Consider the following 17085-nt stretch of genomic DNA (forward strand, 5'->3'; position numbering starts at 1 on the left):
GCACTTGCCCACCCCTTCCGAACCCCTGCACGCACCCGGCGCGAGCCTGCGTTTGGAAGTCGTTGGCACCACGACCATTACCACCACCATCACCCGGGGTTACCGGGTGTGGATGGCCGTGCAAGCGTAAGTTTTTCGCAACCACCGCCCCGCACCCGGATCAGGATGCGGGAGCCCCCGTCCTGATGCGCGCGAGGCCTCCTTTCCCCGAGGTCCCCATGTCGTCCGTCGCATCCGAACCCGTCCAAGCTTCTCCATCGCACAAGGTCGTCGCCCACAAGTTCGGCGGCACCTCCGTGGCCGATGCCGCGCGCTATCGCCACGTGGCCGATCTGCTGCTGGCGCGCGAGGAGGACGAGCAGATCACCGTGGTGTCGGCGATGAAGGGGGTGACCGATGCCCTGATCGACCTGGCCGCGCGCGCGGCGGACGACCAGGCCGACTGGCGCGATCACTGGCATGAACTGCGCGCGCGCCATCGTGGCGCGGCCGTGGCCCTGCTGGGCGAGGACTCGGGCCCGACGGTGGACTGGCTGGATGCGCAGTTCGATCGCCTGGCCGAGGTCCTGCAGGCGCTGTCGGTGATCGGCGGGCTGCCGGTCGAGGTCGTCGAGCGTGTGCAGGGGCTGGGCGAGGTGTATTCGGCGCGCCTGCTGGGCGACCACCTGCGCAGCCGCGGTGAGGATGCCGACGTGCTCGATGCGCGCGAGGTGCTGGTGGTGGACCGGGGCGAGCTGGGCGTGGACGTGGACTGGGACACCAGCGCCGAGCGCCTGGCCCAGTGGCGGCAGGCGCATCCGGCGCGGCGCGTGGTGGTGACCGGCTTCGTCGCGCGCGACCGCGGCAACCGCATCACCACCCTGGGCCGCAACGGCAGCGACTATTCCGGCGCGATCTTCGCCGCGTTGTTCAACGCCGACGAGCTGCACATCTGGACCGACGTCGATGGCGTGCTCTCGGCCGATCCGCGCGTGGTGCCCGAAGCGGTGCAGCTGGAAACCCTGAGCTACGACGAGGCCTGCGAGTTGGCCTACTTCGGCGCCAAGGTCGTGCATCCGCAGACCATGTCGCCGGCGATCGAGCGCGGCCTGCCGATCATCATCCGCAATACCTTCCAGCCCGAGCACCCGGGCACGCGCATCACCGCGCGCAAGGACGCCAACGGGCCGGTGAAGGGCCTGACGCTCTCGCCCGAGCTGGCGGTGGTCAACCTGGAGGGCACTGGCCTGATCGGCGTGCCGGGCACGGCCGAGCGCGTATTCTCCGCGCTGCGCGCCGCGCGGGTGTCGGTGGTAATGATCTCGCAGGGCTCCTCGGAGCATTCGATCTGCTGCGTGGTGAAGTCCGCCGACGCGGTGCGGGCGCGCACTGCGCTGTTGAGCGCCTTCGCCCACGAGTTGGGCATCGGCCAGATCCAGCGCGTGCAGCTCACCGATGGGGTCAGCGTGCTGGCCGCCGTGGGCGACGGCATGGCCGGCATGCCCGGCGTGGCCGCGCGCCTGTTCGAATCGCTGGGCCGGGCGCGGGTGAACATCCTGGCCATCGCCCAGGGCTCGTCCGAGCGCAACATCTCGGTGGCCATCGCCAGCAGCGATGCAACCAAGGCCCTGCGCGCGGCGCATGCCGGCTTCTGGCTCTCGGCGCAGACCTTCGCGGTGGGCGTGATCGGCCCCGGCAACGTGGGCCGCGCCTTCCTGCAGCAGCTGCAGGCCGCCCAGCCGCAGCTGCTGGGTAAGGCCGATGTGGACCTGCGCCTGCGCGCCATCGCCTCCTCGCGGCGCATGCTGCTGTCCGGGCGCAGCATCGAAGGCGACTGGCAGGCGCAGCTGCAGCAGGCGCGCGAGCCGCTGGACCTGGACCGCTTCACCGAACACCTGCTGGCCTCGCACCTGCCGCATACGGTGATCGTGGACTGTTCGGCCAGCCCGGAAGTTGCCGACCGTTACGCGGCCTGGCTGGCCGCCGGCATCCACGTGGTCACGCCCAACAAGCAGGCCGGCGCCGGCTCGCTGCAGCGCTACGAGGCCATCGAGGAAGCCGCCGCCAGCAGCGGGGCGCGCTTCCGCTACGAGGCCACGGTCGGTGCGGGCCTGCCGGTGATCACCACGCTGCGCGACCTGGTCGACACCGGCGACACGGTCACCAGCATCGAGGGCATCTTCTCGGGTACGCTGGCCTGGCTGTTCAACAAGTTCGATGGATCGGTGCCGTTCTCCGACCTGGTCATCCAGGCGCGCGCGATGGGCTATACCGAGCCGGATCCGCGCGACGACCTGTCCGGTACCGATGTCGGCCGCAAGCTGGTGATCCTGGCGCGCGAAGCCGGCCGGGTGCTGTCGCTGGAGGACGTGCAAGTGGAAAGCCTGGTGCCTGAGGCGCTGCGCCAGGCCAGCGTCGAGGACTTCATGGCGCGTCTGCACGAGGTGGACGCCGCCTTCTCCCAGCGCCTGGCCGATGCCAAGGCCGCCGGCAAGGTGCTGCGTTACGTGGCGCGCCTGGATGACGCCGGCGCCAGTGTCGGCCTGGTCGAGCTACCGGCCGACCATGCCTTCGCCAACCTGCGTCTGACCGACAACATCGTGCAGTTCACCACCCGCCGCTACTGCGACAACCCGTTGATCGTGCAGGGCCCGGGCGCCGGCCCGGAAGTCACCGCCGCCGGTGTGTTCGCCGACCTGCTGCGCGTGGCGGCCGGGCAGGGGGCGCGTCTGTGAGGCGGGAAGCGCGCGCCTTCTCTCCGGCTTCGGTCGGCAATGTCGGGGTTGGGTTCGACATCCTCGGTCACGTCATCGAGGGCCCGGGCGACACGGTCACCGTGCGCCGCATCGATGCGGCGACGGTGCGCATCGCCGCCATCCGCGGCACCACCGTCGACCTGCCGCTGGACGCGCCGTCCAACACCGCCGGCGCGGCGCTGATCGCCATGCGCGAGGCGCTGGGGCTGTCGTTCGGCTTCGAGATGGAGATCGACAAGGGCATTCCGCTGGGCTCGGGCATGGGCGGGTCGGCCGCCTCGTGCGTCGCGGCGCTGGTGGCGGCCAACGCGCTGCTCGATGCGCCGCTGACGCCGCAGGCGCTGTATCCGTTCGCACTGGAAGGCGAGGCGGTCGCCAGTGGCGGCAAGCATGGCGACAACCTGGGGCCGATGCTGCTGGGCGGCCTGGTCCTGGCCACGGCTGAACACTTGGCCAGCGTGCCGGTGCCGCAAGGCTGGCACAGCCTGCTGGTACACCCGGATGCGATCCTGGAAACCCGTCGCGCCCGCGCCGCCTTGCAGGGCGCGTATGAGCTCAAGGACTTCGTCCACCAAAGCGCCAATCTGGCCCTGGTCCTGGCCGGCTGCCATGCCGGCGATGCAGCGCTGGTGCGAGCCGGCCTCAAGGACGTGCTGGTCGAGCCGCGTCGCTCACCGCTGATCGTCGGCTTCGACGCGGCCAAGGCAGCGATGCTGGCGGGCGGGGCGATGGGCGCCAGCATTTCCGGCGCCGGGCCCAGCCTCTTCGGCTGGTTCGAGACCCGGGCCGAGGCGCAGGCCGCCGCGCCAGCGGTGCAGGCGGCCTTCGACCAGGCTGGTTTCACCTCGCAGGCCTGGGTGTCGCGCATCGCCGCGCCCGGCGCGCATGTGCTGTGAGATCGGTTGTTGTGGGAGTCGCCACGGCGACGATGAGGCTTTCCGGTGAAGCCCTCGCCGCCATGGCGGCTCCCACCACCGCCCCATCAAGATCACCGCTTCATTCTGGAATCCATCCATGAACTTCGTTTCCACCCGCAACGCCTCCCCCGCAGCCTCCTTGAGCGCGGCCATCGCCGCCGGCCTGGCGCCCGACGGAGGCCTGTACGTCCCGCAGGTCATGCCGGCCGCGCGCACGCTGGTCGCTGGCGACACCCTGGCGCAGACCGCGACCACGCTGCTGCAGCCATTCCTCGCCGGTGACGGCCTGGAAGGCGAGCTGGCTGCGATCTGCGAGGCCGCTTTCGACTTCCCCGCGCCGTTGCTGCCGCTGGCTACGCCCGGTGACCATGTGCTGGAGCTGTTCCATGGGCCGACGGCGGCGTTCAAGGATTTCGGCGCGCGCTTCCTGGCGCAGTGCCTGACCCGCCTGCGTGGCGCGCAGGCCAAGTCGCTCACCATCCTGGTCGCCACCTCGGGCGACACCGGCGCGGCGGTGGCCGCCGCGTTCCACCAGCAGCCGGGCCTGCGCGTGGTGGTGCTGTATCCGGACGGGCGCGTGTCGCCGCGCCAGGCGCACCAGTTGGGCTGCTTCGGCGACAACATCACCGCGCTGCGCGTGGCCGGCTGGTTCGACGACTGCCAGGCGCTGGTCAAGCGCGCGTTGGGCGACGAGGCGCTGCAGGCGCGCGCGCCACTGAGCTCGGCCAACAGCATCAGCTTGGGAAGGCTGCTGCCGCAGATGAGCTATTACGCGCACGCGGCGTTGCGCCACCACGCGCAGACTGGCAACGCGCTGAACTTCGTCATCCCCACCGGCAACCTGGGCAACGCGATGGCCGCCATCCTGGCGCGCGCCTTGGGCGTGCCGATCGGCCGCATCGTGCTGGCCACCAATGCCAACCGCGTACTGCCCGACTACTTCGAGGGCGGTGAGTACGCGCCGCAGGCCAGCGTGGCGACCATCGCCAACGCGATGGATGTGGGCGCGCCAAGCAACTTCGAGCGCCTGCGCTGGCTCTACCAGGGCGACGACGCGGCGCTGCGTGCGGCCTTCGCCTCGGCCAGCGTGGATGACGAGGCGATCCGCCTGGTCATCGCCCGGCGCTTTCGCCACTTCGGCGAGGTCTTTTGTCCGCACACCGCCACGGCGATCAAGGTGCTGGAGGACCTGCGCAACCAGGGCGCGGATGGTGACTGGGCGGTGGCGGCGACCGCGCATCCGGCCAAGTTCGAGAGCGTGGTCGAGCCGTTGGTCGGTGCGGTCGCGGTGCCGCCAGCCTTGAATGACCTGCTGCAGCGCCCGGCCCATGCCGACCTGATCGACCCGCACTACGACGCGCTGGTGGCCCGGATCGCGGGCTGAGGCGCCACGGTCGGACACCACAACGCCGCCCCGTCAGTCACGGGGCGGCGTTGTTTGGGTCGGTGGTGCTGGCGCGTTTTTCGCGCCGCTTTGCTCAGTGATTGTGCGTGCGCACGCCCAGCGGCAGGCGCTTGGGTTCCGGCTCCAGCGGAGCACCCAGCGCGTGGTAGGAACCCAGCAGCACCAGCAGCGCGGTCGCGTTGCCCAGCAGGAAGGTCGGCGAGCCCATCAGCAGACTGAACTTGCCCAGTACCAGCGCCCCAAGGGCCGTGGCAGCGCTCAGCACCAGGACCAGCAGGGAGCCCAGATAGGGAACGCAGGGATCGAGCTTCATGGGGACGTGTCCAGCTGGGAGATAACCGCGCATCGGCCGGGCCAGGCGATTCTTGAGGGGAATCTGGCGCCGGACAGGGTTGGCGTTTCAAAACTGTGACGTCAAGCGCTAATGGCATGCTCGCCTGGTCCGTTTTCCGGCGAGGCCGGGCGCGGGGCGATGCGGTGTAGCCTTGCCGGTATGGTCGATCCCATCTTGCCGCTGCAGCTTCCGCCGGACCAGCAAGTCGCGCTGGAAGCCGCCTACGGGCAGCCGCCGCGCGCCTATCACCACTTCGGTCACGTGTGCGAGGTCCTGCATCACGTCGATGAGGTCGCCGCCGGCCCCGGATGGCAGCATCCGCGGGAAGTGCGGTTGGCCGCGCTTTACCACGACGCCATCTACGAGGCCGGCCGCGCCGACAACGAGGCGCGCTCGGCCGACCTGGCGCGCGCCCACATCGCCCGCTGGCTGCCCGATGCAGGACTGGATGTCGATCGCGTCGCCACGCTGATCCAGCTCACCGCGCGACACGGCAGCCTGTCGCCGGGTGATGTCGATGCCGAGGCTGCGCTGTTCCTGGACTGCGACATGGCCATCCTGGGGGCCGAACCGGCGGCCTTCGACGCCTACGACCGGGCCATTGCCGAGGAATATCGGCGCGTAGTGCCGGGCTGGCTGTTCCGACGCAAGCGCCGCCAGTTCCTGGCCGGCGTGCTGGCGCGCGAGCGGATCTACCTGAGCGATTTCTTCCACGCGCGGCTGGATGCAGTGGCACGCGCCAACCTGCGCCGGGCGACGACGTGAGCGGCGTGCTCTTGACCACCCACGAAGCTGGAGGGTGAGATCCGTGCAGATCAGGCGACGCTTGACCCAGCGAATGGGTTCGTCATCTGCCGCGCTGAATCGAGCACGCTCGCCATCGATCCCGGCCAGAGAAGGTGCCTCATGTTGATGCGGCGCCTGCCAACTCGCCGTGCCGGTCAGGGCAGGAACGGGAACACCACCTTCAGCAGTCCCTTGAGTCCGCCCTCGGCCGTGGAGGCGATGGCCTTGGCGCCCAGGCTGTTGAGGGCGTTGCGGGCGTCCTCCCAGCGCAGCTTGGTGAGGTCCTTCTGAAGCAGGTCGGCGACCTCGCTGGCGGTCGGCTGCAGTTTCTTCAGTTCGCGGGTGATCGCGGCTGGGTCTGGCTGCAGGTAGCCCCACTTCTCGGCGATCCTGAGCAAGGTGTCGAAGCGCACGGCGACGACCTCGCGGTTGCGCTCGTAAACGGGCAGGGCGCCGACCTCCAGGATGGCCTGCTCGAACTGCTGCGCATCGTCGGGATGCTCGACGCGGATGGCGAGGAAGCCGTCCTTCTTGGCCCGTTCGCTGACGTGCTTGGCGCCCGAACGCAGGTTGTCCTCGGTCAGCACGGTGGCCACGATGCGTTGCAGGGCCGCGTCGGATTCTTCCGGAACCAGCGCCCGCCAGCGCGCATAACCATCGCGACGCAGGCTTTTGACCCGCGCCGGCGTGATCCGCAACTGCAGGGCGGCGGCCGCATTGGAGGCAGCACGCGAGACGGCGCCGTCTCGCTCCAGCAGCACGAACATCAGCAGCTCCAGGTCGCGTTTGTTGAGCGAGCCGAAGCCCTGCATCAGCGACAGCTGCAGGAACTGCTCGGCGAACCCGGCCGGGTCCTTGAGTTGGATCGGTGACATGGCATTCCCTCCGTTGACGATCAGAATGCCATGGGCCTGTCACGCGGCCTGAGACCCAGCGCGATGTCGACCACAGTTCCGCAGGGCGGGCCCGCCAGCTTGACCTGGCCTTCGCATGGCGGCGCTAGAGTCGAGATTCCTGCGGAATCCTGTGTGGAGACGCGATGACCAGCATGTCATTTGGACGCCGGCGCGTACTGGCCGGATTGGGCGCGGCCGCTGTGTCGATGGCGCTGCCGAGCGCGCTGGCCGCCACATCCGACCGGAGGCTGGGCGTGGCCATCGCCGGGCTGGGCGGCTACGCGCAGGGACGCATCGCCCCGGGCCTGGCGCTGACCCGGCACTGCCGCCTGGCCGGCATCGTGACCGGTACGCCGGCCAAGATCCCGGTATGGCAGGCACGTCATCGGCTGCCTGACCGCAATGTCTACAGCTACGAGAGCTTCGACCGGATCGCCGACAACCCCGACATCGACGTGGTCTACATCATCACCCCGCCACACCTGCACGCTGCATTGGCCGTGCGCGCGGCCAATGCCGGCAAGCATGTGTGGTGCGAAAAGCCGATGGCGATGAACGCGGCCGAATGCGAGCAGATGATCGCCGCCTGCCGCCGCAACAAGGTCACCCTGGCCATCGGCTACCGGATGCAGCACGAACCCAATACGCGCACGCTGATGGGCTACGCGGCGTCGCGCCCGTTCGGCCGCATCCAGCGCGTCACGGCGCAAGCCGGCTATCGCGGCTACGACACCGGTGACTTGCACCCGCGCAACTGGCGGCTGGCGCGCGCGTTTGGGGGCGGGCCGATGTACGACATGGGCACCTATCCGCTCAACGCCGCGCGCTACACCACCGGCACCGAACCGCTAGCGGTCAGCGCACGTAGCCGCGTGGACCGGCCTGAGGTGTTCGACCAGGTCGAGGAGCACATGGACTTCACACTGGAGTTCCCCGATGGCGTGGTGGCCGAGTGCGCCACCAGCTTCGGGCGCAGCATGAACACTCTGCGCGCCGATTGCGCGGATGGCTGGTACGCGCTGGAGCCCTTCCAGAGCTACAGCGGGGTGCGCGGTCGACGCAGCGATGGCCGCCTGCTCGACGCGTCGGTGCGCCACCAGCAGGCGCTGCAGATGGATGACGACGCACTGGCGATCCTGCAGGGCCGGCCGCTGCTCGTGCCCGGCGAGGAAGGCCTGCGCGACCTGCAGGTGATGGACGCGATCTTCCGCTCGGCCAAGGAGAATGGGCGGCGGATCACCCTGTAAATGATGGGGGAGCGGCTCGTGGAGCGGAGCTTGCTCCGCCGGGGCTTTCCCCCACGAACCGGTCGAAGGGCAGCGGAGCAAGCTCCGCTCTACGGGACGGCGTTGACCGGATTTGAGGCCGTTGCTTCGACAAGCCTCAGCGGATCCCCTTGGTGGCGAAGCGCGCCGACTGCGTTGATGGCTGGTACACGCTGGCGCCATTCCGCAGCGATAGATGCGTGCGCGATCGGCGCGGCGATGGTTGCCTGCTCGACGAGGGATTGCGGCGATCTGTGTGGGAGCTGCTACAGCAGCAATGGGGTTCTGCCGCCAATGCACATCGCCGCCATGGCGGCTCCCACGCCTGCGCTCAGCGCGGGCCCTTGGTCGCGAAGACCGTGATCTCCTCGCGATCGTGGTAGAGCTGCTTGGCGCGCAGCGTGCGCAGGCCGCCGGCCTGTTCGCGCAGGATCTCCAGGCACAGCACGGTCTCGTCCCAGCGCTTCTTCATCGGCAGCTTGAGGTTGAACACGGTGTGCCGGCACCAGCCTTCGCGCAGCCAGGTGGCCATGCGCTCGGCCACGCGGCGCGGCTGTTCGACCATGTCGCAGACCATCCAGTCCAGCGGCTGGGCGGGTTGCCAGCGGAAGCCATCGGCGCGCAGGTGGGTCACCAGGCCGGTATCGAGCACGTGCTGGCGCAGCGGGCCGTTGTCGATGCTGGTCACGTGTAACTGCTGCCGGGTCAGCACCCAGGTCCAGCCGCCCGGCGCGGCGCCCAGGTCGGCTACGGTCATGCCGGGGCGCAGCAGGGTCTCGCGCTCGCTGGGGGCGAGCAGGGCCAGAAAGGCTTCTTCCAACTTCAGGGCCGAGCGCGACGGGGCGTCGGGCAGCAGGCGTAGGCGCGGGATGCCCAGCGGCCAGGGCGCCGCATCGGCCGGCTGGGCGATGCCGAGCAGGGCGTGGGTGCCTTCGACGAACAGCACGTGCAGGCGCGGCAGGCGCGCGTCTTCCTTGGGCGTCAGCAAGCCGGCTTTGCGCAGCGCCGGACGCAGCGCGTTGCCGAAGCTGCGTGCCAGCCCAGCCAGGGGCTTGGCCGCATCGGTGTCCGGATGCTCCACCCACACATCGCCCAAGCGCGGCGCACCGGCCAGCGCGGCCAGCATCGGGGCGATCCGATCGGCCGGGTCCAGGTCGCGCAGTTCGGCGACCAGGGCCAGCTTCTGTCGGGCGAAGACCAGCCCGCGCCAGGGCAGGGCGGCGGCCAGGCCGATGTCGTCGCAGGCGAACACGACGTAGCCGTCGTTGCGCTGGGTGCGCGCGTAGCCGGCACAACCCGCCTCGGCCGCGCGCTGGGTCAGCTCGCCGGCCAGTTCCGGCTCGAAGCCCTGGCGGCAGGTGCACAGCAGGCCGGTCACCGCGTTCAGTACTGCGGGCCGTGCTGGCCGTAATGGGCCAGGACCGCGCGCGCGTCATCCCGGTGCAGGTCGCGCACGACCTCGATGTCGCGCTTGTTGAGTTCGCCGATCCAGTCGGCCGGCAGCGGGCCTTCGTCGAAGTCGGTCAGCGCTTCCACATCCTCGGCCCGCGCGCCGATCAGCAGCCGGTCCACGCCGGCCCACACCGTGGCGCCGAAGCACTGGCAGCACGGCTGGGCCGAGGTCGCCAGGGTCACCGGGCCGGGCAACACCGCGTTGAGGCGGAAGGACTGCACGCGCTGCTGGGCCAGCATGTAGGCCATGTTCTCGGCATGTGCCAGCGAGGTGTTCTGCGGCACCACGCGGTTGACGCCGACTGCGACGATGCGGTGCTGTGCATCGAATACGGCCGCGCCGAACGGGCCGCCGCTGGCGTGCTCGACGTTCAGGCGCGCCAGTTCGATCGCCAGCGCGACCTTGTCGGCGTCGCTGTCGTAGGTGCGGGCCATGTCCACCGCGTCGTGGACCCAGGCGGGCAGGGTGAGGTGGACTTGCGCGTACAGCATCAACGGATCGGCTCCGGTGCGGGGATCGATCCATTGGAAACGCCGGGACCATCGTCGGCGGGCATGCAGGTGCCGGCTTGGCACTGGCAGGCGGTGATCTGGCGGAAGCCGCAGATGCCCATGCGACCGCTGGCCTGGCACTGGGCCTGGACGGCGGCCGGATCGGTGGGGCTGTCGACGTTCACGCAGGCGGGCTTGCGCCCGCAGCAGCTGCCGACGTTCTTGACCACGCACTGCGCATCGCGTGTGCAATGCATGTCGACCTTGACCGGTGTCTTGCGTGCTGGCAACGGCGTCGACATGGGCGGCGGCTCGCGCACGCCGGTGGCCGGCGCGGGCGGGGGCGTATCCGCAGGCGCGCTCTGCGTCTGAGCCGGTGCGGCGCAGCCGACCAGCAGCACGGCGACGGCCAGCAACGGGGCGAGCAGGGCGCGCCGCAGACGCATCAGGCCTGGGCCGCCCAGGTATCGCGCAGGGTCACGCTGCGATTGAACACCGGCTTGTCGGCGCTGTGATCGCGGCGGTCGGCGACAAAGTAGCCGGTGCGCTCGAACTGGAACGAGGTTTCCGGCGTCGCCTGCGCGGCGGCCGGTTCGACATAACCGGTCACCACGCGCTTGGACTCCGGGTTGAGGTAGTCGCGATAGGTCTTGCCCTCGCTTTCGTCGTCCGGCTTGGCCACCGAGAACAGGCGGTCGAACAGGCGGATCTCCGCCTCCACGCCCGCCTTGGCGTCGACCCAGTGGATCGTGCCCTTGATCTTGCGGTTGGCGCCTTCCATGCCCGGGCGCGATTCCGGGTCCAGCGTGCCATGCAGGGCGACGATCTGGCCGTCGGCGTCCTTGATGACTTCATCGCACTTGATGATGCCGGCGCCGCGCAGGCGCACTTCGCCACCGGGGATCAGGCGCTTCCAGCCCTTGGGCGGCACCTCGGCGAAATCCTCACGGTCGATCCACAGCTCGCGCGAGAACGGCACCTGGCGCGTGCCCTGGGTCTCGTCCTTGGGATGGTTGGAGAAGGTCAGCGACTCGACGTGGTCTTCGGCCACGTTGGTCAGCACCAGCTTGAGCGGGTTGACCACGGCCATGCGCCGCGGCGCGCTGGCGTCCAGGTCGTCGCGCAGGCAGCCTTCCAGCACGGAGAAGTCGATCACCGAGTTCTGCTTGGAGATGCCCACGCGGTCCACCAGCAGGCGCAAGGATGCTGGCGTATAGCCGCGGCGGCGCAGGCCCTGCAGCGTGTACATGCGCGGGTCGTCCCAGCCTTCCACCAGGCCTTCGGTCACCAGTTGGGTCAGCTTGCGCTTGCTCATCACGGTGAAGTTGATGTTCAACCGCGAGAACTCGATCTGACGCGGCTTGGCCGCTTCCTTGGGCAGGCCCTTGTCCAGCAGCGGTTGCAGCAGCTCGGGATGGCCGACCAGGTCGACCTTGTCCACGCACCAGTCGTACAGGGGGCGGTGGTCCTCGAACTCGAGCGTGCACAGCGAGTGGGTGATGCCCTCGACCGAATCGCTCAAGCTATGGGCGAAGTCGTACATCGGGTAGATCGGCCATTCGTTGCCGGTGTTCTGGTGCTCGACGTGCTTGATCCGGTACAGGGCCGGGTCGCGCAGGTTGATGTTGCCGCTGGCCATGTCGATCTTGGCGCGCAGGGTGCGGGCGCCATCGGGGAACTCGCCGGCGCGCATGCGACGCAGCAGGTCCAGGTTTTCCTCCACGCTGCGGTCGCGGTAGGGCGAGTTGCGGCCCGGCTCGGTCAGGGTGCCGCGGTATTCGCGCACGTCCTCGGCCGACAGGTCGCAGACAAAGGCATCGCCCTGCTGGACCAGCTTTTCGGCGGCCAGGTACAGCACCTCGAAGTAGTCCGAGGCATGGCGCAGGTTGGCCCAGTCAAAGCCCAGCCAGCGCACATCGTCCTGGATGGCGGCGACGAACTCGGGGTCTTCCTTGGCCGGGTTGGTGTCGTCCAGACGCAGGTTGCAGACCCCTCCGAATTCGGCCGCCACGCCGAAATCCAGGCAGATCGCCTTGGCATGGCCGATGTGCAGGTAGCCGTTGGGCTCGGGCGGGAAGCGGGTGCGGATGCCCTGGTGCCGGCCCTGGGCCAGATCCTCGCGGACGATCTGGCGGATGAAATCCCGTTTTTCCGGTGCGGAATCGGCGGGCAGGGCAGGCGTATCGGACATGAGGGCATCGGGGACGTCGAATGAACGACAAGTTTAGCCGATGGCTCAACTTCCCCGACCGCGCTTTCTTGTGAGAGCCGCCATGGCGGCGATCGCCGGGCCGCGAAAGCCCCATCGCCGCTGTAGCGGCTCCCACGGCTTGCCGTGTCGACAATGCAGCGTCGCGGCCGGGCGTATGCTCGCGGCCAGCCCCACACGCCGAAAAGGACGCCCATGCAAGTCGCCTATCGCGCCGACAACCTGTTCGATGCCCATCTGGCCAGACACGCGCTGGAAGATGCCGGCATCCCGGCCTTCGTGTTCGGCGAGTCCTTGTTGGGCGCCGGTGGCGAACTGCCGCTGTTCGGCGTGCTGCGGGTCTGTGTGCCGGACGTGGCTTTGCCGCAGGCCCGCGACGCGCTGCAGGCCTCGGGCTTGCTGGACGAGCCGCCCGCCCCCATTTCCGAGGAGCTGCCCGATCCGGGGCTGCTGCCCGCCTGATTGCGGCGGGGCCACTTCTCAAGAAGGAGGTTCCCCATGTTCGACACCCTGACCAGCCGCCTGGGCATTGGCGCTTTCAAGCAGCGCCTGCCGCGCGCCGAGGAAGCCCTGCCTGGGCGCGCCGAGCCCCTGCCGCTGCACAACGTGCATTTCGTCAACGGCCATCCGCTCAAGGGGGAATTCCCGGGCATGGAGGTCATTGGCGTGGGCATGGGCTGCTTCTGGGGCGCCGAGCGCAAGTTCTGGCAGCTGCCGGGCATCTACACCACCGCGGTGGGTTACCAGGGCGGCATGACGCCGAATCCGACCTATGAGGAAAGCTGCACCGGCCTGACCGGCCATGCCGAAGTGGTGCAGGTGGTATTCGACCCGGCGCAGGTCTCGCGCGAGGACATCCTGCGCGCCTTCTGGGAAAACCACGATCCCACCCAGGGCATGCGCCAGGGCAACGATCGCGGGACCGAGTACCGGTCGGCGATCTATTGCCAAACCCAGGCCCAGTACGATGCGGCCATCGCCAGTCGCGATGCCTACCAGCGCCGCCTGAGCGAGGCTGGCTACGGCGAGATCACCACCGAGATCGTCTATCCCGCGCCGCCGTTCTACTTCGCCGAGGACTACCACCAGCAGTATCTGGCGAAGAACCCCAATGGCTATTGCGGGCTGGGGGGCACCGGGGTGAGCTGCGCCATCGGCCTGGATGCCTGAGCCGGCGCAAGCCAAGACGCTGCTGTTCGTCTGGCATAGCCAGACCGGGGGTACGGCGGCCATGGTCGAGGCCGCGGCGGGCGCGGCGCGGGCGCAGGCAGGCACGGACGTCCACGTGCGCAGCCTGCATGCCGACCAGGCCGGACCAGCGGATGTGCTGGAGGCCGACCTGCTGGTCCTGGCCACGCCGGAGTACTTGGCGGCGGTCAGCGGGCGGCTGAAGGATTTCCTGGATCGCTGCTACTACCCGCTGCTGGAGCGCTGTGCGGGCAAGCCCTGTGCCCTCATGGTCTGCGCGGGCAACGACGGGCAGGCTGCGATCGCGCAGCTGCGCCGTGTGGTGGCAGGTTGGCGTCTGGTCGAGGTGGCCGAGCCGGTGCTGGTGCGCACCGGTGCGCAGAAGCCCGAGGCCATCCTGGCGCCCAAGACGCTGGGTGAGGACGACCGGGCACGCTGCGCCGAGCTCGGGGCCACGCTGGCGGCCGCCTTGGCCTTGGGCGTGTACTGAGCGCGCAAGGACGTCAGGCGGCGAATTCGGCGGCGAACATCGCGCCGGTCCGGGCGATGTCGTCCTCGCGCTCCGGGTGCAGCAGGCGCAGGCAGGCCTGGGCGAATCCCACCGGGCTGGTCCCCGGCGCGGTCACCACCAGGCCGTCGCTGACCACCGGTTGTTCGCGATACGACGCCTGCCCGGCATAGACCGCACCCACCCGGTCCTGCAGGAACTCCAGCGAGTTGCTGGTGTGCGGGCGCGCGTCCAGCAAGCCGGCATAGGCCAGGGCCAGGGTCGCGCCGCAGATGGCGGCGACCGGGCGCCCCGCCTCGATGCGCGCCTGCAACAGCCCGCTCAGCCCTGGGATCTCGCCGGCCTGCCATCGCTCCGAACCCGGCAGGATCCACAGGTCGGCCGCCAGCGGATCCAGGTCGGACAGCGCGCTGGGCGGCACGATTCGCAGGCCGCCGATGGAGTTCACCGGCTGTCCATCGATGCTGGCGATCTCCACCGTATCGCCGAACCATTCGCGTGCGGCGGGAAGGATCACGCCGATTTCCCAGTCTGCGACGCCGTCGATCATCACCACTGCGATCGTGCTCATTGGCCGGATCCCTGTTCCAGAAGATGGACACGATTGTCGGCAAACGCCTGAAAAACGGGGTGATTGCCATGTCGCCAAGACCGTGGCGTGAACGCAGCGCGCGGCTGACGGCAGGGCTCGGGCTAGAATGGGGCCATGCCCGCGCTGTCCGACAACCTGGCCAACCAGCTGCTGATCGCACTGCCTGCCCTGGACGATCCCCATTTCGCCCGGAGCGTGGCCCTGATCTGCCAGCACGACGACGACGGCGCCATGGGCGTGGTGGTCAACCGCGCTTCCGAGTACACCCTGGGCGAAGTCCTGCGCCAGATGCAGCTGGAAACCGACGACGAGGCGCTGCGCAACCGCGTGGTGCTCTATGGCGGACCGGTGCATCCCGAGCGCGGGTTCGTCCTGCATGACGGCAGCGGTGAGTGGGACTCGACCCTGGAGATCGCCGAGGGCCTGTACCTGACGACCTCGCGCGACATCCTGGAGGCCATGGCCGGCGGCCACGGCCCGGCCCATGCGGTGGTGGCACTGGGGTGCGCCGGCTGGGGTGCCGGGCAGCTGGAGTTCGAGCTGGGCGAGAACAGCTGGCTGACCGCGCCGGCCGATGGCGAGCTGCTGTTCGACCTGCCGCTGGAGCAGCGCTGGCAAGCGGCCGGCGGGCGCATCGGCGTGGACATGACCCGCATGACGGACTACAGCGGCCACGCATGAGTTCCTGGACCCCGCCTCCGTGCGCCCTGCGGCGGCGCCTGCCCGGGCTGGTCCTGCCGTTCCTCGCTTGTTTCCTCGATCGGAGTCGGCCATGAAGCTGGACGGGACCGTGTTGGGGTTCGACGTGGGCGCGCGCCGGATCGGCGTGGCGGTGGGCAGCGCCTTCGGGACCGGCGCGCGTGCGCTGGCCGTGGTGGACGTGCATCCGGCCGGGCCGGACTGGGCCGCCATTGACCGGCTGCGCAGTGAATGGTCGCCCGATGGCCTGGTCGTCGGCGACCCGTTGACCCTGGACGGCGGCGACCAGCCGATCCGCAAGCGGGCCCATGCTTTCGCGCGCGAGCTGCGCATGCGCTACAAGCTGCCGGTGGTCCTGGTCGACGAGCGTTCCAGTTCGGTCGAGGCCGCGCAGCGTTTCGCGGTCGACCGCGCACAGGGGCGCAAGCGCAAACGCGATGCCGCCGCGCTGGACGCCGTGGCCGCGGCGGTCATCGTCGAGCGCTGGCTGGCTGCGCCGCAGGACGCCACGCATGTCGAGTAGGGCGTTGGCCTGCCATTGCCTGATTCCTTCCCCGGGCGATCGCGTCGCGGTCGTCGTTTCCTGCACCATCACGAGCACACCATGAGCCAACTGGATTCCGACGGACGCCTGCTGCACCTGCTGACCCTGGAGGGCCTGCCGAAGGAGACGCTGTGTCGCCTCCTGGATCGCGCGGGCATGATCCGCGACACCGCGCTGGGGCGCACCCAGAAGCGCGACACGCTGCTCGGGCGCACGGTCTGCACGCTGTTTTTCGAGCCCTCCACGCGCACCCGCAGCTCGTTCCAGATCGCCGCCCAGCGCCTGGGCGCGGACGTGGTGAACTTCGACGCGTCCACCTCGTCGGCGCGCAAGGGCGAGACCGCGCTGGACACCATGCGCAACCTGGAGGCCATGGGCGTGCGCGGTTTCGTGGTGCGCCACCCCGACGATGGCGCGGCCGAGATGCTGGCCCGCCACGCGCACGAGGGCACCACGGTGATCAACGCCGGCGACGGCCGCGCCTCGCACCCCACCCAGGGCCTGCTGGACATGCTGTCCATCCGCCAGGCCAAGGGGCCGGACTTCGGCCGGCTCAAGGTGGTGATGGTGGGCGACATCAAGCATTCGCGCGTGGCCCGCTCGGACCTGCAGGCCCTGCGCACGCTGGGCGCGACCGACATCACCCTGTGCGCGCCGGAGAGCCTGATGCCCGAGGCGGCCATCAGCGTCGGCTGCAAGACCACCGGCGATTTCGACGCCGCGCTTGAAGGGGCCGACGTGCTGATGATGCTGCGCCTGCAGCGCGAGCGCATGGAGGAAGGGCTGGTGACCTCGCTGGAGGACTATCACCGCGACTACGGCCTCGATGCCGCGCGCCTGGCCCGCGCCGCACCCGACGCGGTGGTGCTGCATCCCGGCCCGATCAATCGTGGCGTGGAGATCACCGACGAGGTCGCCGATGGCCCGCAATCGCTGGTCTTGCGTCAGGTCGGTAACGGCGTGGCCATCCGCATGGCGGTGCTGGAGACCTTGCTGGGCTGAGCGCCGCGCCGCGTTCCAGCGCGACGGGAGGTCGCGGGCCTGGCCGAAGTCCCGTCAGTCC

The 17085-nt window shown here is 69.6% G+C and carries 18 protein-coding genes; 11 read left to right on the forward strand and 7 right to left on the reverse strand.

The features are described 5' to 3' along the window. Positions 1–218: 218 nt before the first annotated feature. The 3 genes from thrA to thrC all read left to right on the forward strand — a co-directional run bounded on the left by thrA (position 219) and on the right by thrC (position 5036). On the forward strand, positions 219–2714 hold the full coding sequence (gene thrA, locus ACORQU_RS14515; RefSeq protein WP_491641807.1) for a bifunctional aspartate kinase/homoserine dehydrogenase I: 2496 nt from the start codon (positions 219–221) through the stop codon (positions 2712–2714). After that, positions 2711–3631 carry a homoserine kinase gene (locus ACORQU_RS14520; protein ID WP_491641808.1) on the forward strand — a complete coding sequence of 307 codons (921 nt, stop codon included), beginning with the start codon at positions 2711–2713 and terminating at the stop codon, positions 3629–3631. The genes thrA and ACORQU_RS14520 overlap by 4 nt, the downstream gene beginning before the upstream one ends. 118 nt (positions 3632–3749) lie before the next feature. Next, positions 3750–5036, forward strand: coding sequence for a threonine synthase (thrC, locus tag ACORQU_RS14525; protein WP_491641809.1), 1287 nt, complete (start codon positions 3750–3752; stop codon positions 5034–5036). Between the two features lie 94 nt (positions 5037–5130). On the opposite strand, the gene ACORQU_RS14530 is transcribed toward thrC, so the two are convergent. Continuing rightward, on the reverse strand, positions 5131–5370 hold the full coding sequence (locus tag ACORQU_RS14530) for a hypothetical protein (RefSeq protein WP_491641810.1): 240 nt from the start codon (positions 5368–5370) through the stop codon (positions 5131–5133). A 180-nt stretch (positions 5371–5550) separates the two neighbouring features. Here ACORQU_RS14530 and ACORQU_RS14535 point away from each other — a divergent pair, with 180 nt between their 5' ends. Next, on the forward strand, positions 5551–6156 hold the full coding sequence (locus ACORQU_RS14535; protein WP_491641811.1) for an HD domain-containing protein: 606 nt from the start codon (positions 5551–5553) through the stop codon (positions 6154–6156). Between the two features lie 176 nt (positions 6157–6332). On the opposite strand, the gene ACORQU_RS14540 is transcribed toward ACORQU_RS14535, so the two are convergent. Next, positions 6333–7052, reverse strand: a complete 720-nt coding sequence (locus ACORQU_RS14540; protein ID WP_491641812.1) for a hypothetical protein — start codon at positions 7050–7052, stop codon at positions 6333–6335. Between the two features lie 164 nt (positions 7053–7216). Between ACORQU_RS14540 and ACORQU_RS14545 the strand changes: the two genes are divergently transcribed. Next, positions 7217–8320 (forward strand): Gfo/Idh/MocA family protein, encoded by a 1104-nt coding sequence (locus ACORQU_RS14545; protein ID WP_491641813.1) that lies wholly within the window; start codon positions 7217–7219, stop codon positions 8318–8320. A gap of 349 nt (positions 8321–8669) precedes the next feature. Here ACORQU_RS14545 and rlmM read toward each other — a convergent pair whose 3' ends face one another. From rlmM to ACORQU_RS14565, 4 genes are read right to left on the reverse strand one after another with little or no spacing between them, the layout of a single operon-like run. Further along, on the reverse strand, positions 8670–9716 hold the full coding sequence (gene rlmM / locus ACORQU_RS14550) for a 23S rRNA (cytidine(2498)-2'-O)-methyltransferase RlmM (protein ID WP_491641814.1): 1047 nt from the start codon (positions 9714–9716) through the stop codon (positions 8670–8672). A 5-nt stretch (positions 9717–9721) separates the two neighbouring features. Next, a complete protein-coding gene (locus ACORQU_RS14555; protein WP_491641815.1) occupies positions 9722–10282 on the reverse strand; it encodes a nucleoside deaminase in 561 nt (186 codons plus the stop codon). After that, positions 10282–10728: a hypothetical protein gene (locus tag ACORQU_RS14560; RefSeq protein ID WP_491641816.1), complete on the reverse strand. Its 447-nt coding sequence runs from the start codon at positions 10726–10728 to the stop codon at positions 10282–10284. Before ACORQU_RS14560 ends, ACORQU_RS14555 begins: the two co-directional genes overlap by 1 nt. Continuing rightward, the gene (locus tag ACORQU_RS14565; RefSeq protein WP_491641818.1) at positions 10728–12473 is read right to left on the reverse strand and encodes a glutamine--tRNA ligase/YqeY domain fusion protein; all 1746 of its coding nucleotides are present in this window, start codon (positions 12471–12473) and stop codon (positions 10728–10730) included. The genes ACORQU_RS14560 and ACORQU_RS14565 overlap by 1 nt, the downstream gene beginning before the upstream one ends. 213 nt (positions 12474–12686) lie before the next feature. Between ACORQU_RS14565 and ACORQU_RS14570 the strand changes: the two genes are divergently transcribed. The 3 genes from ACORQU_RS14570 to ACORQU_RS14580 are packed head-to-tail and all read left to right on the forward strand — an operon-like array spanning position 12687 to position 14169. After that, positions 12687–12953, forward strand: a complete 267-nt coding sequence (locus tag ACORQU_RS14570; RefSeq protein ID WP_271646473.1) for a putative signal transducing protein — start codon at positions 12687–12689, stop codon at positions 12951–12953. Between the two features lie 36 nt (positions 12954–12989). Next, the gene (gene msrA / locus ACORQU_RS14575) at positions 12990–13661 is read left to right on the forward strand and encodes a peptide-methionine (S)-S-oxide reductase MsrA (RefSeq protein ID WP_491641819.1); all 672 of its coding nucleotides are present in this window, start codon (positions 12990–12992) and stop codon (positions 13659–13661) included. Further along, entirely contained in the window at positions 13654–14169 is a 516-nt protein-coding gene (locus tag ACORQU_RS14580) for a flavodoxin family protein (RefSeq protein WP_491641820.1), read from the forward strand. The genes msrA and ACORQU_RS14580 overlap by 8 nt, the downstream gene beginning before the upstream one ends. 13 nt (positions 14170–14182) lie before the next feature. On the opposite strand, the gene ACORQU_RS14585 is transcribed toward ACORQU_RS14580, so the two are convergent. After that, the gene (locus ACORQU_RS14585) at positions 14183–14758 is read right to left on the reverse strand and encodes a type 1 glutamine amidotransferase family protein (protein ID WP_491641821.1); all 576 of its coding nucleotides are present in this window, start codon (positions 14756–14758) and stop codon (positions 14183–14185) included. Between the two features lie 135 nt (positions 14759–14893). Here ACORQU_RS14585 and ACORQU_RS14590 point away from each other — a divergent pair, with 135 nt between their 5' ends. The 3 genes from ACORQU_RS14590 to ACORQU_RS14600 all read left to right on the forward strand — a co-directional run bounded on the left by ACORQU_RS14590 (position 14894) and on the right by ACORQU_RS14600 (position 17024). Then, the gene (locus ACORQU_RS14590) at positions 14894–15460 is read left to right on the forward strand and encodes a YqgE/AlgH family protein (RefSeq protein WP_271646469.1); all 567 of its coding nucleotides are present in this window, start codon (positions 14894–14896) and stop codon (positions 15458–15460) included. Between the two features lie 91 nt (positions 15461–15551). Further along, on the forward strand, positions 15552–16001 hold the full coding sequence (gene ruvX, locus ACORQU_RS14595; protein ID WP_271646468.1) for a Holliday junction resolvase RuvX: 450 nt from the start codon (positions 15552–15554) through the stop codon (positions 15999–16001). A gap of 81 nt (positions 16002–16082) precedes the next feature. Then, positions 16083–17024, forward strand: a complete 942-nt coding sequence (locus ACORQU_RS14600) for an aspartate carbamoyltransferase catalytic subunit (protein ID WP_271646467.1) — start codon at positions 16083–16085, stop codon at positions 17022–17024. Positions 17025–17085: the final 61 nt, after the last annotated feature.

Source organism: Pseudoxanthomonas sp. JC1303, from assembly GCF_058448525.1.

What these genes read in the sequence shown, in the direction of transcription:
- ACORQU_RS14535 (WP_491641811.1), top strand. Translation starts at nt 5,551, where the DNA reads ATGGTCGATCCCATCTTGCCGCTGCAGCTTCCGCCGGACCAGCAAGTC.
- ACORQU_RS14545 (WP_491641813.1), top strand. Translation starts at nt 7,217, where the DNA reads ATGACCAGCATGTCATTTGGACGCCGGCGCGTACTGGCCGGATTGGGC.
- ACORQU_RS14530 (WP_491641810.1), bottom strand. Translation starts at nt 5,370, where the DNA reads ATGAAGCTCGATCCCTGCGTTCCCTATCTGGGCTCCCTGCTGGTCCTG.
- thrC (WP_491641809.1), top strand. Translation starts at nt 3,750, where the DNA reads ATGAACTTCGTTTCCACCCGCAACGCCTCCCCCGCAGCCTCCTTGAGC.
- thrA (WP_491641807.1), top strand. Translation starts at nt 219, where the DNA reads ATGTCGTCCGTCGCATCCGAACCCGTCCAAGCTTCTCCATCGCACAAG.
- ruvX (WP_271646468.1), top strand. Translation starts at nt 15,552, where the DNA reads ATGAAGCTGGACGGGACCGTGTTGGGGTTCGACGTGGGCGCGCGCCGG.
- ACORQU_RS14590 (WP_271646469.1), top strand. Translation starts at nt 14,894, where the DNA reads ATGCCCGCGCTGTCCGACAACCTGGCCAACCAGCTGCTGATCGCACTG.
- msrA (WP_491641819.1), top strand. Translation starts at nt 12,990, where the DNA reads ATGTTCGACACCCTGACCAGCCGCCTGGGCATTGGCGCTTTCAAGCAG.
- ACORQU_RS14565 (WP_491641818.1), bottom strand. Translation starts at nt 12,473, where the DNA reads ATGTCCGATACGCCTGCCCTGCCCGCCGATTCCGCACCGGAAAAACGG.
- ACORQU_RS14585 (WP_491641821.1), bottom strand. Translation starts at nt 14,758, where the DNA reads ATGAGCACGATCGCAGTGGTGATGATCGACGGCGTCGCAGACTGGGAA.
- ACORQU_RS14600 (WP_271646467.1), top strand. Translation starts at nt 16,083, where the DNA reads ATGAGCCAACTGGATTCCGACGGACGCCTGCTGCACCTGCTGACCCTG.
- ACORQU_RS14570 (WP_271646473.1), top strand. Translation starts at nt 12,687, where the DNA reads ATGCAAGTCGCCTATCGCGCCGACAACCTGTTCGATGCCCATCTGGCC.
- ACORQU_RS14555 (WP_491641815.1), bottom strand. Translation starts at nt 10,282, where the DNA reads ATGCTGTACGCGCAAGTCCACCTCACCCTGCCCGCCTGGGTCCACGAC.
- ACORQU_RS14540 (WP_491641812.1), bottom strand. Translation starts at nt 7,052, where the DNA reads ATGTCACCGATCCAACTCAAGGACCCGGCCGGGTTCGCCGAGCAGTTC.
- ACORQU_RS14580 (WP_491641820.1), top strand. Translation starts at nt 13,654, where the DNA reads ATGCCTGAGCCGGCGCAAGCCAAGACGCTGCTGTTCGTCTGGCATAGC.
- ACORQU_RS14560 (WP_491641816.1), bottom strand. Translation starts at nt 10,728, where the DNA reads ATGCGTCTGCGGCGCGCCCTGCTCGCCCCGTTGCTGGCCGTCGCCGTG.